This window comes from Arthrobacter sp. Y3221159 (genome assembly GCF_059089885.1).
Map to the genome: position 1 here is coordinate 75207 of NZ_JBNHFC010000016.1, position 13862 is coordinate 89068.

The 13862-nt window shown below is 67.3% G+C and carries 14 protein-coding genes; 13 read left to right on the forward strand and 1 reads right to left on the reverse strand.

Going from position 1 to position 13862, the window contains the following annotated elements; all coding sequences use genetic code 11:
- Positions 1-98 precede the first annotated feature (98 nt).
- From AC5RT3_RS16060 to AC5RT3_RS16085, 6 genes are all read left to right on the forward strand, one after another.
- On the forward strand, positions 99-1181 hold the full coding sequence (locus AC5RT3_RS16060; protein WP_494050613.1) for an FAD-dependent oxidoreductase: 1083 nt from the start codon (positions 99-101) through the stop codon (positions 1179-1181).
- A 62-nt stretch (positions 1182-1243) separates the two neighbouring features.
- Positions 1244-2410: a class I SAM-dependent methyltransferase gene (locus AC5RT3_RS16065; RefSeq protein ID WP_494050612.1), complete on the forward strand. Its 1167-nt coding sequence runs from the start codon at positions 1244-1246 to the stop codon at positions 2408-2410.
- 185 nt (positions 2411-2595) lie between these two features.
- Positions 2596-3798: an ROK family transcriptional regulator gene (locus tag AC5RT3_RS16070; RefSeq protein WP_494051326.1), complete on the forward strand. Its 1203-nt coding sequence runs from the start codon at positions 2596-2598 to the stop codon at positions 3796-3798.
- A gap of 116 nt (positions 3799-3914) precedes the next feature.
- Positions 3915-5267: an extracellular solute-binding protein gene (locus tag AC5RT3_RS16075; protein WP_494050611.1), complete on the forward strand. Its 1353-nt coding sequence runs from the start codon at positions 3915-3917 to the stop codon at positions 5265-5267.
- Between the two features lie 3 nt (positions 5268-5270).
- Positions 5271-6152, forward strand: a complete 882-nt coding sequence (locus AC5RT3_RS16080; RefSeq protein WP_494050610.1) for a carbohydrate ABC transporter permease — start codon at positions 5271-5273, stop codon at positions 6150-6152.
- Positions 6149-7021 carry a carbohydrate ABC transporter permease gene (locus tag AC5RT3_RS16085; protein ID WP_494050609.1) on the forward strand — a complete coding sequence of 291 codons (873 nt, stop codon included), beginning with the start codon at positions 6149-6151 and terminating at the stop codon, positions 7019-7021. The genes AC5RT3_RS16080 and AC5RT3_RS16085 overlap by 4 nt, the downstream gene beginning before the upstream one ends.
- Positions 7022-7028: 7 nt before the next feature.
- Here AC5RT3_RS16085 and AC5RT3_RS16090 read toward each other — a convergent pair whose 3' ends face one another.
- Complete coding sequence (locus AC5RT3_RS16090; RefSeq protein ID WP_494050608.1) at positions 7029-7232, reverse strand: hypothetical protein; 204 nt, start codon at positions 7230-7232, stop codon at positions 7029-7031.
- 139 nt (positions 7233-7371) lie between these two features.
- Here AC5RT3_RS16090 and AC5RT3_RS16095 point away from each other — a divergent pair, with 139 nt between their 5' ends.
- The 7 genes from AC5RT3_RS16095 to AC5RT3_RS16125 all read left to right on the forward strand — a co-directional run bounded on the left by AC5RT3_RS16095 (position 7372) and on the right by AC5RT3_RS16125 (position 13848).
- Positions 7372-8379, forward strand: a complete 1008-nt coding sequence (locus AC5RT3_RS16095; RefSeq protein WP_494124651.1) for an AAA family ATPase — start codon at positions 7372-7374, stop codon at positions 8377-8379.
- Between the two features lie 7 nt (positions 8380-8386).
- The gene (locus AC5RT3_RS16100; protein ID WP_494050606.1) at positions 8387-9283 is read left to right on the forward strand and encodes a DUF58 domain-containing protein; all 897 of its coding nucleotides are present in this window, start codon (positions 8387-8389) and stop codon (positions 9281-9283) included.
- Positions 9273-9743 carry a hypothetical protein gene (locus tag AC5RT3_RS16105; protein WP_494050605.1) on the forward strand — a complete coding sequence of 157 codons (471 nt, stop codon included), beginning with the start codon at positions 9273-9275 and terminating at the stop codon, positions 9741-9743. Before AC5RT3_RS16100 ends, AC5RT3_RS16105 begins: the two co-directional genes overlap by 11 nt.
- Entirely contained in the window at positions 9734-10744 is a 1011-nt protein-coding gene (locus AC5RT3_RS16110; protein ID WP_494050604.1) for a vWA domain-containing protein, read from the forward strand. Before AC5RT3_RS16105 ends, AC5RT3_RS16110 begins: the two co-directional genes overlap by 10 nt.
- Positions 10741-11730 carry a VWA domain-containing protein gene (locus tag AC5RT3_RS16115; RefSeq protein ID WP_494050603.1) on the forward strand — a complete coding sequence of 330 codons (990 nt, stop codon included), beginning with the start codon at positions 10741-10743 and terminating at the stop codon, positions 11728-11730. The genes AC5RT3_RS16110 and AC5RT3_RS16115 overlap by 4 nt, the downstream gene beginning before the upstream one ends.
- Positions 11727-12485 (forward strand): hypothetical protein, encoded by a 759-nt coding sequence (locus AC5RT3_RS16120; RefSeq protein WP_494124652.1) that lies wholly within the window; start codon positions 11727-11729, stop codon positions 12483-12485. Before AC5RT3_RS16115 ends, AC5RT3_RS16120 begins: the two co-directional genes overlap by 4 nt.
- Positions 12486-12885: 400 nt before the next feature.
- Positions 12886-13848 carry a methylenetetrahydrofolate reductase gene (locus AC5RT3_RS16125; protein ID WP_494050601.1) on the forward strand — a complete coding sequence of 321 codons (963 nt, stop codon included), beginning with the start codon at positions 12886-12888 and terminating at the stop codon, positions 13846-13848.
- Positions 13849-13862: the final 14 nt, after the last annotated feature.

Genomic DNA, 13862 nt, shown 5'->3' on the forward strand with positions numbered 1-13862 from the left:
CAGCCCGGGCCGCCCCGGGTGACCTTGCCGTGCCCTTCCGGGCCGGTCCCTTGGGCCTACCCTAAAGCCGGAACCCCCCGCCGGACTATCATGGGGGAGTGAATTCTGCCCGGGTCGACGTCGTCGTGATCGGAGCGGGCCAGGCGGGGCTCTCAGCCGCCTACCATCTGCAGCGCCGCGGGCTCCACTACGTGGTGCTCGACGCCGAAGAAGGACCGGGAGGTGCCTGGCGGCACCGGTGGAGGAGCCTTCGGATGGCCAGCGTCAACGGGATCAGCGACCTTCCCGGCATCGCGAAGCCCGCCGTTGACCCCTCCGAACCGAGTTCCGAATTCCTGACCCGCTACTTCCGGGATTACGAGGAAGAACTGGGCCTTGCCGTCCGGCGCCCCGTGAAGGTCCGCTCGGTCAGCCGTGAAGACGATGGCCCGGCGGGCAGGCTGGAGATTTCCACTTCCGACGGCGAGTGGGCGGCAAAGGCGGTCATCAACGCCACGGGCACCTGGACCCGGCCGTTCTGGCCCATCTACCCGGGGCAGTCCACCTTCCGCGGCACGCAGCTCCACGTGGCGGACTACGTGGCCGCCGAGCAGTTCGCGGGCCTGCACGTCATCGTCGTGGGCGGCGGGATCTCCGCCGTCGGACTTTTGGACGAAATTTCGCGGGTGACCTCCACCAGCTGGTTCACCAGGCGGGAACCGGTGTGGCGGGATGCGGAGTTTGACTCTCGGGCGGGACACGACGCGGTGGCGCTTGTGGAGGAGCGGGTCCGCAAGGGGCTGCCGCCGCAGAGCGTGGTGTCGGTGACGGGGCTGATCTGGACGCCCGCCCTCCGGGCTGCGGCGGCACGCGGCGCGCTGGAGCGGCAACCCATGTTCACGGCGATCGAGCCGGACGGCGTGCGCCTGGCAGACGGGAGTCTCCTGAGAGCCGACGTCATCCTCTGGGCCACGGGATTCCGCGCGGAGCTTGAGCATCTGGCGCCGCTGCACCTGCGCGGTCCCGGCGGCGGAATCGTCATGGACGGGACACAGGTGGCCGCCGAACCGCGCGTCCACCTGGTGGGTTACGGGCCGTCGTCGTCCACCATTGGTGCCAACCGGGCAGGCCGTGCGGCCGTGGCCGCCATCCTGAAACTGCCCGGAATAGCTCCCGCAGCGGAGACGGTAACGTGGGGCTGACCCCGCTCGCAGGCACAAAAGAGCGCAGGCCGGGGCCCCAGGACCAGCAGAAAGCAGCATCAGTGGCAACCAACCGTCTCGAGGATGTCTTCCAATTGCTCCGGCGGCGGCCCGACGTCGAGGCCCCCAACCTCCAGGCGTGGGACGCCACGGACCGGCTGCTGCTGGACACTGCCCGGGAGCATGTTGTCCCGGGCAGCCAGGTGGCTGTCATCGGTGACCGCTACGGCGCACTGACCCTCGGCGCGCTTGCGGTGCTGGAGCCGGCAGCCGTCCGCGTGCACCAGGACCTGATCACGGGGGAGCGGGCGCTGCGCCTCAACGCGGCGGAGTGGCTGGCTTCTGGGCACGACGGCGGCACCGCCACGGTGCCGGCCTTTGAGCAGGTGCCACTTGGCCCCGGGCTCCTGGCAGACGCGCACGCCGTGCTCCTGCAGCTGCCGAAGACCCTGGCGGAGCTGGAGGAGATTGTGGCTGCGGTGGCCCGGCATGCGCCCGCAGGAGTGATCCTGCTGGCCGGGGGCCGGGTGAAACACATGTCCCTCGGTATGAATGCTGTCCTGGAAAGATACTTCGATTTGGTCCAGCCGCAGCTCGCCCGGCAAAAGTCCCGTGTCATCCTTGCCACCGGTGTGAAGGCAACCGAAGAACCGGAGCGCTTTCCCGTTGTCGGGCATATTGCCGAACTGGACCTGGAGGTCGCCGCGCACGGGGCCGTCTTTGCCGGCCCGAAACTGGACATCGGCACCCGGTTCCTGCTGACCTTCCTGCCGGCCATGAAACCGGCCCGCCACGCTGTTGACCTCGGCTGCGGAACGGGCATCCTCGCCGCCATGTACGCCAGGAATTCACCCGGATCCACCGTGACCGCCACGGACCAGTCGGCCGCTGCCGTGGCCTCCGCCCTGGCCACTGCCCGCGCTAACGGCCTGCAGGAGCGCATCCGCGTCCTGCAGGATGACGCGCTCAGCACCATGGAGGCAGGCAGCGCCGACCTGGTGCTGCTCAATCCGCCGTTCCACGTCGGGGCCGGCGTGCATGCCGGTGCCGGGCTGAAAATGATTGAAGCCGCAGGGCGGGTGCTGGCTCCGGAAGGCGAATTGTGGACCGTGTATAACCGGCATCTGCCCTACCTGCCGGCGCTGGAGCGCCAGGTGGGACCCACTGAGGTCAAAGGGCAGAACCCGAAGTTCCTGGTGACCCGGAGCATCAAGCACAAGTTCCGGTAAAGGTACGCAAGGTCCGGTAAATGTATGCGCAAAGTAGGCCGCACCGCCGTCGCGCCCTATGGGGCTGCGTCCACGCGTAACGTACGATTCAAGCAGCACCACAACCACGTGGCCGAAGAAGTTTAGGGGACACCGTGACCGAGATCCGCCAATCCTCACCGAGGCGCGGAACAAACCTGCCCCGGATGGGCGACTTCAACCTCACGGTGATCCTCGACGCCATCCGCAGGTCCTCGGGCGGACTCAGCCGGGTTGAACTCGCGCAGATCGTGGGCCTGTCTCCGCAGACCATTTCCAACATTTCCCGCCGGCTGCTTGACCAGAACCTCATCGTGGAGGCCGGCAAGGAAGGCACCGGGCCCGGAAAACCGCGCACCATCCTCCGCCTCAACCCCCGCGGCATGTACGCCCTGGGCGTCCACCTTGATCCGGCCGTGACAACCTTCGTGGTCCTTGACCTGGTGGGGGCCGTTGTCCGGCACTCCCGGATCCGGACGCCGGGAGGAAATGATCCGTCCGCTGTGATCAGCACCATCGCGGCCGAGATCGCCCAGCTTGTGGAGGACTCCGGGGTAGACCGGGACCGGATCGCCGGCCTCGGGGTCGCGGCGCCGGGTCCCATCGACCTGGACAACGGGAATGTGGTGGACCCGCCGCTCCTGCCGGGCTGGGACCGCGTGGAGCTGCGCAACGCGCTGTCGGACGCCACGGGCTACTCGGTCCTGATGGACAAGGACGTCACCAGCGCGGCTGTCGCTGAAACATGGGCCGGCGGGCCCAGCGGGGCCGGCAGCTTTGTCTTCATGTACATGGGTACCGGCATCGGCTGCGGCATCGTACTCAATGACGAAGTGGTGCGGGGAACGTCCGGCAATGCCGGCGAAATCGGCCACATCGTGGTGGACCCGGACGGGCCCCAGTGCGACTGCGGGTTGCGCGGCTGCGTGAAATCCTCCTGCATCCCCCAGGTCCTCGTGGCGGAAGCCGAGGCTGCAGGGATCCTGGACAGCTCCCGTTCCGGGAACAGCGGCGCCGAAATCCAGCAAAGCTTCGCCAGGCTCTGCGAACTGGCCGACGCCGGTGACCAGCGCGCCGCAGCCATCATCGACAAGTCCGCCGTGCTGGTTGCCCGGGCGGTATCGGTGGTCACCAACACCCTTGACGTGGAGCGGGTGGTCTTCGGCGGCCCCTTCTGGAGCGGCATGGCAGAACGTTTCCTGGCGAAGGTCCCGCCGGTGCTGGACGCCAACAGTGCGGCCCGGCTGATCCACCCCATCGAGGTGGTGGGCACCGGGGTGGGGGAGGACGTGGGTGCCATTGGCGCCGCCTCGCTGGTGCTTGAACACACCCTTGCCCCCCGCGCCCAGCGGCTGCTCCTGGAGAGCTGATCCGACGCATTGGACCAGTGCCTTGATTGCGGCATCCGACCCATCTAGCATGTGCTTATTGCCGCGGCTGGGGCCCGCTGACAACGGGGTCCGCAGCATTAACTGAATGGAGCACCATGCGTCGCCGGGCCCTGAAAAACGTGTCATTATTCGCTGCGGCACTGGTTGCTTTGGCGGCCTGCAGTCCGGGTACTCCGGATGAGGGGTCCAAGACCCTGAAAGTCGCCTACCAGAAGACGGATTCCTTCACCGCGCTGGACACGATGTTCCAGGCAGCCAAGGAGGAGTTCGAAGCGGCGAACCAGGGCGTCACGGTTGAGCTTCAGCCCATCCAGGGCAACGACGATGATTACGGCACCAAACTGGCCCTCGCCCTGCGCTCGCCGTCCACCGCGCCCGACGTGTTCTACGAGGACACGTTCAAGGTCCGCTCGGACGTCGACGCCGGCTACCTCCTGAAGCTTGACTCCCACCTTGAGGGGTGGGAGGACTGGGACAAATACGACGACGCCGCCAAGGCAGCGGGCCGCGCGGACGACGGCGGCACGTACGCGGTGCCGCTCGGCACCGATACCCGGGCCATCTGGTACAACAAGAAAGTCCTCGCGGCCGCAGGCATCAGTGAGCCCTGGCAGCCGCGCAGCTGGCAGGACATCCTCGACGCCGCCAGGAAGATCAAAGCCAACGATCCCTCGGCCATCCCGTTCAACATGTACGCGGGCAAGGGAACCGGCGAGGGCACCGTCATGCAGGGGTTCTACGAGCTGCTCTACGGCACCGGATCCAGCCTCTACGACGAGGAATCCAAGAAGTGGGTAGTCGGTTCGGCCGGGTTCAAGGACTCGCTGGGCTTCCTCAAGACGCTCTATGACGAACAGCTGGCCGTCACGCCCGCGGAGGCACTGGACGCGAACGTCTGGAAGAAGGTGTTCGGCGAATGGTTCCCCAACGGAAAGCTGGGCGCCACCGTGGAAGGCTCCTACGCGCCGTCGTTCTGGCAGGAGGGCGGCAGCTACGCCTGGCCCGGCTACGAAGAGGACATGGGAGTGGCCCCGTTCCCCACCCAGAACGGTGACGCTCCCGGCTCAGTCAGCATGTCCGGCGGCTGGACCCTGGCCGTGGGCGCCGAAACCAAGGAGCCGGACCTGGCGTTCAAGTTCCTTTCCACGGCGCTGAACCAGAAGAACTCCCTGGCTTTCACCGTGGAGAGCTCGCAGATCGCCGTCCGGACGGACGTCGCCGCGGACCCCGGCTACCAGGGTGCGAACCCCTTCGTGAAGGATGTCTCTGAGCTTGTAAAGGTCACCCGGTACCGGCCGGCCACGTCTGATTACCCCCGGATCTCCGCTGCGGTCCAGGAGGCAACCGAGGCGGTCATCACCGGCAGCCGGACGCCCGAGCAGGCCGCCGCCGACTACGATGCAGCAGTCACGGATATAGTGGGCGGCGACAAGACCGTCCGGAAGTAGCCTGTGCTGCTGAGCCACCGGGCACGGCAGCTGGTCCGCTACCTGCCGGTCCTTCCTGCCGTCCTGCTCCTGCTGGTGTTCCTCGCCGGCCCCGTGCTCTGGGCCTTCCAGGCCTCGCTGACCAACGCCGGACTGACCGGCCGCAGCGCGAGGAATCCTGAATGGGTGGGCCCGGAAAACTACCAGCGGCTGCTCACGGACCCTGTCTTCCCGCTCTCCCTGTGGCTCACGGTCCTGTTCGTGGGAGGATCTGCGGTGCTTGGCCAGAACCTGCTGGGCCTGGCCATCGCAGTACTGATGCGCCGGGCACGCCCTGCGGTCTCGTCCGTCGTTGGAACGGCCGTGGTGGCCGCATGGGTGCTGCCCGAAATCGTGGCTGCCTTCGCCGCCTACGCGTACTTCAGCAAGGACGGGACGCTCAACCAGCTGCTCGGGAGCCTGGGTTTCGGCAGGCCGGAATGGCTGTATGCGTTCCCGATGGTGGCCGTGATGCTGGCCAATGTGTGGCGTGGCACGGCCTTCTCCATGCTCGTGTACAAGGCCGCACTCAACGACGTTCCCACCGAGGTAACGGAGGCCGCCCAGATGGACGGCGCCCGGGGCTGGCAGCGGCTGGTCTTCATAACGCTGCCCATGATCCGGGGCAGCATCGCCACCAACCTGATGCTGATCACGCTGCAGACCCTGGCGGTGTTCACCCTTGTCTGGGTGATGACGGCCGGCGGACCGGCCAACGCCAGCACCACGCTGCCCATCCTCGCCTACCAGGAGGCCTTCAAGTTCGGTGATATCGGGTACGGGACGGCAGTGGCCTCCGTGCTCATCCTGATCGGCGCTGTGTTCGGCGTGGTGTACATCCGGCTGCTGAAGGAGCCGCGGACATGACCGCCCCGGCCAGGACGCTGCCGCCCCGCGGGGTGCAGGCGCTGCCACCCCGCCGCAGGCGCGGCACCACCCCGGCGGACCTGGTCCTGCTGCTGGTGGGGGCGTGCTTCCTGCTGCCACTCCTGTGGCTTGTCCTGGGTTCCCTGGACCCGCAGGCCGGACACGAAACCAGGGTTCCGCGGCAGCCCGGGCTGGAGAACTTCGCCGCCGTCCTGACCCCGGAACTGCTGCTGCAGCCGCTGTGGAACAGCATGGTGCTGTCCGCCGGGACCGGGGCCGTCACGCTGGTGGCCGCCGTGCTTGCGGCGTATCCGCTGTCCCGTTACCGGTCCCGGTTCAACACGCCGTTCCTGTACGCGGTCCTGTTCGGCACCTGCCTGCCCATCACGGCCATCATGGTTCCGGTGTACGGACTGTTCGTCCAGCTGGAACTGCTGGACTCCATGCCGGCCACCATATTCTTCATGGCCACCACCACACTGCCCATGGCCATCTGGATGACCAGGAACTTCATGGATGGCGTGCCGGTGTCCCTGGAGGAGGCCGCCTGGGTGGATGGTGCCTCAAGGATGACGGCGCTGCGCACCATCGTGCTGCCACTCATGCGCCAGGGCCTTGGCGTCGTCTTTATCTTCGTGTTCATCCAGGCGTGGGGGAACTTCTTCGTCCCGTTCGTGTTGCTGCTGTCCGAGACGCGGCAGCCCGCCGCCGTGTCCATCTACAGCTTCTTCGGACAGCACGGGGCAGTCGCGTACGGCCAGCTGGCCGCATTCTCGATCCTCTATTCACTGCCGGTCCTGGCCCTGTACATCATTGTGGCAAGGTGGTCCGGCAGTTCCTTCGCCCTTTCCGGAGCGGTGCGGGGCTAGGGTCTGCTCAGTCGATGTCCTCGACCACAACCCCGTAGGGAATGCTGTCATCGAGGTGGGCCTGGTGGCCGGTGGAGCCGGGGTTGTAGGTTACCCGGACCCCATGGAGCTTGTCTGCTGCGGACTGCATCAGGACAGGCCTTACAGTGCTGACGAACATCTCGCTCTTATCGGCAAGAAATTCCTTGTAACTGGCTGGAAGCTCAATCATGGCAAAAGGATAGACCTGCGCAGCCCTGATGGGGAGGGGTCCCCATTGCCGGAACCCCGGCCTGGGACTTGGATAGGATGGCGGCGGAGTGCAGCCGTCCGGCAGGCACGGCCGCGAACAGCCACCAGGGGGATTGACAGTGCTTCAAACCAGTGCGTCCGCGAGGATCGAACCGGCGGAGCTGGCACGGGCACAACAGGTGGCCGCCAGTATCTCCCGGAGCTTTGAAGCCAAGGTCGTGGGCCAGTCCCGGCTGCGGGAGTCACTGCTGGTGGGGCTGCTGACTGGTGGCCACATCCTGCTGGAAAGCGTCCCGGGCCTTGCCAAGACCACCGCGGCGCAAACGGTGGCTGAAGCGGTCAGCGCGGACTTCCGCAGGATCCAATGCACCCCGGACCTGCTGCCCAGCGACATCGTGGGAACGCAGGTCTACGACGCCGCCAAGGGGACCTTCATCACGCAGCTGGGTCCGGTCCACGCCAACATCGTCCTGCTGGACGAGATCAACCGCTCCAGCGCCAAGACCCAGAGCGCCATGCTGGAGGCAATGCAGGAGCGCCAAACCTCGATCGGCGGCCAGGACTACAGGCTGCCGTCACCGTTCCTGGTGCTCGCCACCCAGAACCCGATTGAGCAGGAAGGCACCTACCAGCTCCCCGAAGCCCAGATGGACCGGTTCATGCTCAAGGACGTGCTGGGCTACCCGTCCCAGGCCGAGGAAGCCGAAATCATCCGGCGGATCGACGCCGGCGTCTACACTCCGGAGCAGGCACCCGCGGCAGCAGCATCGCTGGATGCGGTGGCCGAAGTGCAGGAGATCGTCCGCCGCATCTACATCGACCCCGCCATCATCAACTACATCGTGGGGCTGGTCTTCGTCACCCGCAACGCCCACCAGTACATCGACCAGCGGCTCGCCGGATTCATCGAATTCGGCGCCAGCCCGCGTGCCAGCATCGCCTTCAGCCAGGCAGCCCGGGCCGTCGCCCTGCTGAACGGCAGGGACCATGTCATACCGGAGGATGTCAAGGCGCTGGCCCACCGGGTGCTGCGCCACCGGCTGATCCTCAACTTCGATGCGGTGGCCGAGCAGGTGCCCGTGGAATCGGTGATCGACGCCGTCGTCGCTGCCGTCCAGACCCCCTGAGGCCGGCATGGCCAGCCTCCTCCTGCGGGTGAAATCGAAGATGGCGATCTTCGCCCACCGCAAAGCTCGCGGCCTGCTCGACGGCGAGTACGGGTCAGTGTTCCGCGGCCGGAGCCTGGACTTTGACGATCTCCGCGCCTACGTGCCCGGAGACGAGGTCCGGGACATTGACTGGAAGGCGTCGGCGCGCCACGGCTCGCCGCTGATCAAACGGTACGTTGCGGTCCGCCGCCAGACGCTCCTGCTGCTCACCGATACCGGACGCAACATGGCGGCCGTCTCCCGGACGGGCGAGGCGAAGAAGGACATCGCCGTCATGGCACTCGGGGTGATGGGCTACCTGGCCCACCGGCATGGCGACGTGGTGGGGCTGGTCAGCGGCGACTCCTCCGGCACCCGTTCCATTCCCGCCAAGGCGGGCGAGGCCCATCTGGAGCGGCTTCTCCGGCAGGTGCACGGGGACTCCGGTATTGGGGCGGCACCCAGCAGGATCGAAGACCAGCTGGATCAGGTGGCCAGGACGGTGAAGGGGCGGAACCTGCTGTTCGTCGTCGCGGACGAAGTGGCCGCCACCCCTGCCCTGGCCGGGTTGCTGCGCCGCCTTCGCGCGCAGCACGAAATCCTATGGCTCACGGTGCGTGACGCGGAACTGGCGCCAAGGCAACCCGGCCCGGGCGGCGCCGTCGCGGACTTCTACAGCGTTGCCGACTCCACCCTTCTACCCGCGCACCTGGCACAGTCCGCATCCGTCGTGGCCGCGTACGGGAAGGCGCTCGCCGAGCGGGATGCCGCACGCAGGGAGATGCTGCGGCAGGCAGGCATCACGGAAGGCGAAGTGGGCGGCAGCCAGGACGTGGTCACCGCGCTGTTCGCGCTCCTGGAGAGGCACCGCCGTGCCGGCTGAACCCGACTTCTACGGGCCGCTCCAGTACAGCCCGGTATGGATGTGGGCCGGCGTGGCACTCCTGGCAGTGGCGGCAAGCTGGTACGTCTTCGTCTTTGCTGCGACCCGGCATCCGCGGACGGCAGCGCACAGCCCGCCCCCGGTACCCCTCACTGAGCTTCCCGCGCTCAAGGCGGCCTACCTGCAACGCATCGACGACGTGGAACGCGAGGCCGCGGCCGGCCACCGCGGCGTGCGTGCCAGCCATCAGGAGATCAGCCGCCTGCTGCGCAGCTTCATCCGGGACGCCTCAGGTGTGGACGCACTCCGGATGACCCGGCAGGACCTGGAGCGGCACCCGCTGCCTGCCGCCGCGTCCGCCGTCGGCGCGTTATATCCGGGTGAATTCGGCCAGGAGCCGTTGCCCCCGGTGGCCAACGCCGCTGCCAGGGCACGGGAGACGGTGAGCACATGGGGCTGATGTTCTGGTGGCTGCTGCCGCTGGCGGTGGTCGCCGCCGCTGCCGTCGGCATAGCCGCTTTCCGGGCCGGCACCAAGGGCAGCGGCCGACGTCGGCCCGCAGCGCACGCTGGCCGGCTCACCCTGCTGCCGGAATACCAGGCCGCGCTGCGCCGCCACCGGCGGTGGCTGGCGGTTGCTGCACTCGCCTGCGCGTCAGTCCTGGTGTCCACAGCTGTGGCGGCGGCCCGACCGGTTAGCCTCACAATGGTCCGGCCGGAACAGCACAACCGGGACATCATGCTGTGCCTGGACGCGTCAGGTTCCATGAGCAGCGCTGACGCGGCGGTGGTGGACACCTACGCGGGGCTGGCCCGCGGATTCGACGGCGAACGGATCGGACTGACCATTTTCGACAGCACGGCCATCCAGGTCTTTCCCCTGACTGATGACTACGGCTACGTCCAGGAACAGTTGCAGCTGGCGAGGGACGCGTTCGATGGAAAGCCCGGAAGCTCCGGGTTCCTCGACGGCACCTGGAGCGGCCGCGGCTCGTCCCTGATCGGTGACGGGCTGGCATCCTGCCTGAACAGTTTCCCGGAGCCGGACAACGGCGCCGGCGGTGCACCAGGCACTTCCCAGCGCTCGCGGTCGGTGGTCCTTGCCACGGACAACCTCCTGTCCGGCGAGCCCATCATGACGTTGGCGGAAGCTGCGCAGCTGGCGGCGGGCCGGGCCGTACGGGTCTACGCGCTGAACCCGGCTGACCTCGACTACGGCGCCGGTTCCGGCCAGCCCGGCGCCCAGCTCCGGACGGCCGCAGAATCCACCGGCGGAGCCTATTACGCGCTGGACAATCCGGATGCCATCCCGGGGATAGTGTCGGCGGTGGAGGAGACGGAGACAGCAGCAATTAAGGGTGCTCCGCGTGCCGTTGTCTCGGATGAGCCGGCGGTCCCGCTGGCGGCTGCGCTCCTGTCGGGGCTGGTCCTGTGCATCGCGTTATGGCGGTTGCGGCTATGAGCGGGCTGCGGATTCCCCTGAGGATGCCCTCGCGTGCCTGGCTGCGCCGCGGCCTGCTGGCAGCGCTCCTGCTCCTGGCCCTGGTCCGTCCGGGCCTGCCCGGCGGTACAGCCCAGGCGGCGACGTCGGACCTCAACGTGTTCTTCGTAGTGGACACCACCACCAGCATGATGGCCGAAGACCACGGGAACGGGACCCGGATGGACGGCGTGCGGCGGGACATCATGGCTATCGCGGCAGAGCTGCCGGGTGCACGCTTCTCCGTGCTTACGTTTGACACCGAAGGTCACATCCGGATGCCGCTGACCACCGACACCCTTGCCCTGGAAACGATCACGTCTGTCCTCGAGCCCCAGGTCACTGCCTACGCCAAGGGGAGCAGCATCAGCGCGGCCAGGCAGGTTCTCGCCGAACGCCTTGCCGCAGCACGCGACAGCCACCCTGAACGGCCGCGGCTCGTCTTCTACCTGGGCGATGGCGAGCAGACCAGCTCCGCTGCACCCCAGCCGCTGGGCCTGGGCAACGGCCTGGTGTCCGGGGGAGCGGTGCTCGGTTACGGTACCCCGGCTGGCGGACGGATGAAGGAGAACACAGGCATGGCGTCCGACGGCGGCGCCCGGGACTCCCGGTACGTCCGGGACGCGGAGGGGCGGGATGCAGTATCGGTCATCGACGAAGGCAGGCTCCGGGAGATTGCGTCGCAGCTGCAGGTGCCGTATGTGCACCGGGCTGCCGGCGATCCCGCTGCACCCATGCTGCAGCAGGCCCGCCCCGGCACCCCCGGGTCTTCCTCGAATGATTCCTCGCTGCCGGGAAGGACAGAGCTGTACTGGGTCTTCGCGGCCTGCGCGTTTGCCTTGGCGCTGGTGGAATTCAGCGTGGTCATTCGCAGGTTCCGCGCCCTGCAACCCGCCAAGGCACCCGGAGCCGCGGCGGGGAGCCGCATGGACCGGCGCCCCGGCGAAGCCAGGGAGGACGTTCGATGATTCCTTCCATTCCGGCACATGCCGCGTCGGAGGACAGCAGGATCCGGCTGCGCCGCCGGCGGCTTCTGCTGTGGTCCGCCGTACCGGTGCTGGTTCTAGTCGGCATCGCCGCAAAGCTCTTCAGCCTTGGGCTGCTTGCCGGCCAGGCCGCGGAAGCATATGCCGCCAAAGACGCTGCAGCTGTCAGAGCGGCAGCTGACGGGTTGAACCTGGCCAACGTCGTCGAACGGCACAAGGCTCCGTTCGCAGCCGGCGACGCCAAAGCCCTGGCCGGAGACTACCCTGCCGCCCGGATCCTCTTCCAGGACGCACTGGCCGGCGCGCCGGTCGGCTCTTTTGACGACTGCATCGTACGGGTCAATCTCAGCCTCGCTACTGAAATGATCGGTGACGGCAGGCTGCGGGCGGAGGACCCGTCGTCGGCCGCTGCCCTTTATGCGGAAGCCCTGGACGTGGCGGAGGCTGCGCCGGCGGGATGCTTTTCCGGGGCCCATGCCCGGGACGCCGGCAAGCAGCTGACCGAGGCTGAGCGTCGCCTGACCGAGAAACTTGCCGCCGCAGCGGAGCCGGCAGAGGCGCCGGGAGACCCGCAACAGGAGGACAGCTCCGAGGAGCAGCCTTCTCCGCGGCAAAGCCAACTGCAACAGCTTGAGGAGAATGCCCGGCAGGCGGAGCGCGAACGCAACGCGGCCCGCGAGCGGGATGACTACCTGCGCGATACCGGCGGGGACGCGGGGCCTGACCGACCCTGGTAGCGCTGCAGCAGGCGACAATCACTGTCCAGGTGTGGGCAGGGCCCGGGGGACGACTGCAGCCGGAGGCGAAAGCAGCCATCCAGGCGAAGAAAATTCCGTTTCAGCAATGAAACAAGGCGTAAGACTGCGTCTTAATTCGGAGGCCAACTTGAATGCTCGGGCGCCCGCTCCTAGAGTCTTATACAAGTTACCGCGGTAACGTGTCAGCGATCCTCCGTGCCGGAGGGTGTGGGTGCCCCCATGTGGGCCTGACATTTGCTCACGGACAACTTCATTTCAGGCGCAACAGTCGCGGCTGCGTCCTGCGGAGTTCTCCCGTGTGTTCCCCAAACTCAATTCATTGCCGACTGCCGTCACGTTTGTGGCTGCAGACCTCAATGGCCCAAAGCCAAGGACGCAAATGTCACCACCTAGCCTTATTGAGACACATCCGAATCTATCCGACGCCGCTCCGGTGGCGCTCTCCTACGAGCTGTTCCCGCCCCGTTCGCCGGCAGCCGCAGAGACGCTCTGGACCACCATCCGTGAACTCGAAACCACCGAGCCGGACTATGTCTCCGTCACGTATGGTGCCAGCGGATCCAACCGGGACACCGCCGTCGAGCTCATCAACCGGCTCCTGCTCGAAACCACGCTTCGGCCACTGGCCCACCTGACCTGCGTCGGAAACACGCCGCAGGAACTGGCGGGCGTCATCGGCCAGCTGCTGGACACCGGGGTGCGCGGCATCCTGGCCTTGCGCGGCGACCTGCCGAGCGACGGCCAGCATACGGACGGCTCGCTCCGCTATGCCCAGGACCTGATCGAGCTCATCCGCCGGGTGGAGCAGCGCCGTTCGGCATTACTTTGTGCCGGAAAGATCGCCGTTGGCGTGGCGGCTTACCCTGCGCGCCACCCCGAATCGCCGAGCGAGGAGCACGACGTCGAGGTGCTGCTCGCCAAGCAGCGTTCCGGTGCCGACTTCGCCATCACCCAGGTGTTCTTCCACGCGGATCAGTACGCCGACCTCCTCACCAGGGCTCGCCGGGCCGGGGTCACCATCCCGATCATCCCGGGTGTCATGCCTCTGACCAGCCTCCGCCGGCTCAACCGCCTGGGTGAACTGACCGGCGTGGAACCGGCTCCCGAACTGATGGCCAGGCTGGCGGCGGCCGACAGCGACCTGGAACGACTCCACATAGGCGTCGACGCCACCGTCGACCTTTCCAACGCAGCCCTCGATGCCGGGGCGCCGGGTATCCACATCTACACCTTCAACGAGCACCAAAGCGCGCTGGAGGTGTTGGACAAGCTCGCCCTTCCGCGACGCGGCCGTGCCGGCGTCAGCGCGGCCTCAACGGTCCGCAGCCAGCTCGCCAGCTAACGCAGCACGCTTGC

Excerpts from the sequence above, each read along its gene's own strand:
- AC5RT3_RS16115 (WP_494050603.1), top strand. The coding sequence starts at position 10,741 with ATGAGCGGGCTGCGGATTCCCCTGAGGATGCCCTCGCGTGCCTGGCTG.
- AC5RT3_RS16090 (WP_494050608.1), bottom strand. The coding sequence starts at position 7,232 with ATGATTGAGCTTCCAGCCAGTTACAAGGAATTTCTTGCCGATAAGAGC.
- AC5RT3_RS16085 (WP_494050609.1), top strand. The coding sequence starts at position 6,149 with ATGACCGCCCCGGCCAGGACGCTGCCGCCCCGCGGGGTGCAGGCGCTG.
- AC5RT3_RS16125 (WP_494050601.1), top strand. The coding sequence starts at position 12,886 with ATGTCACCACCTAGCCTTATTGAGACACATCCGAATCTATCCGACGCC.
- AC5RT3_RS16120 (WP_494124652.1), top strand. The coding sequence starts at position 11,727 with ATGATTCCTTCCATTCCGGCACATGCCGCGTCGGAGGACAGCAGGATC.
- AC5RT3_RS16070 (WP_494051326.1), top strand. The coding sequence starts at position 2,596 with ATGGGCGACTTCAACCTCACGGTGATCCTCGACGCCATCCGCAGGTCC.
- AC5RT3_RS16100 (WP_494050606.1), top strand. The coding sequence starts at position 8,387 with ATGGCCAGCCTCCTCCTGCGGGTGAAATCGAAGATGGCGATCTTCGCC.
- AC5RT3_RS16110 (WP_494050604.1), top strand. The coding sequence starts at position 9,734 with ATGGGGCTGATGTTCTGGTGGCTGCTGCCGCTGGCGGTGGTCGCCGCC.
- AC5RT3_RS16075 (WP_494050611.1), top strand. The coding sequence starts at position 3,915 with ATGCGTCGCCGGGCCCTGAAAAACGTGTCATTATTCGCTGCGGCACTG.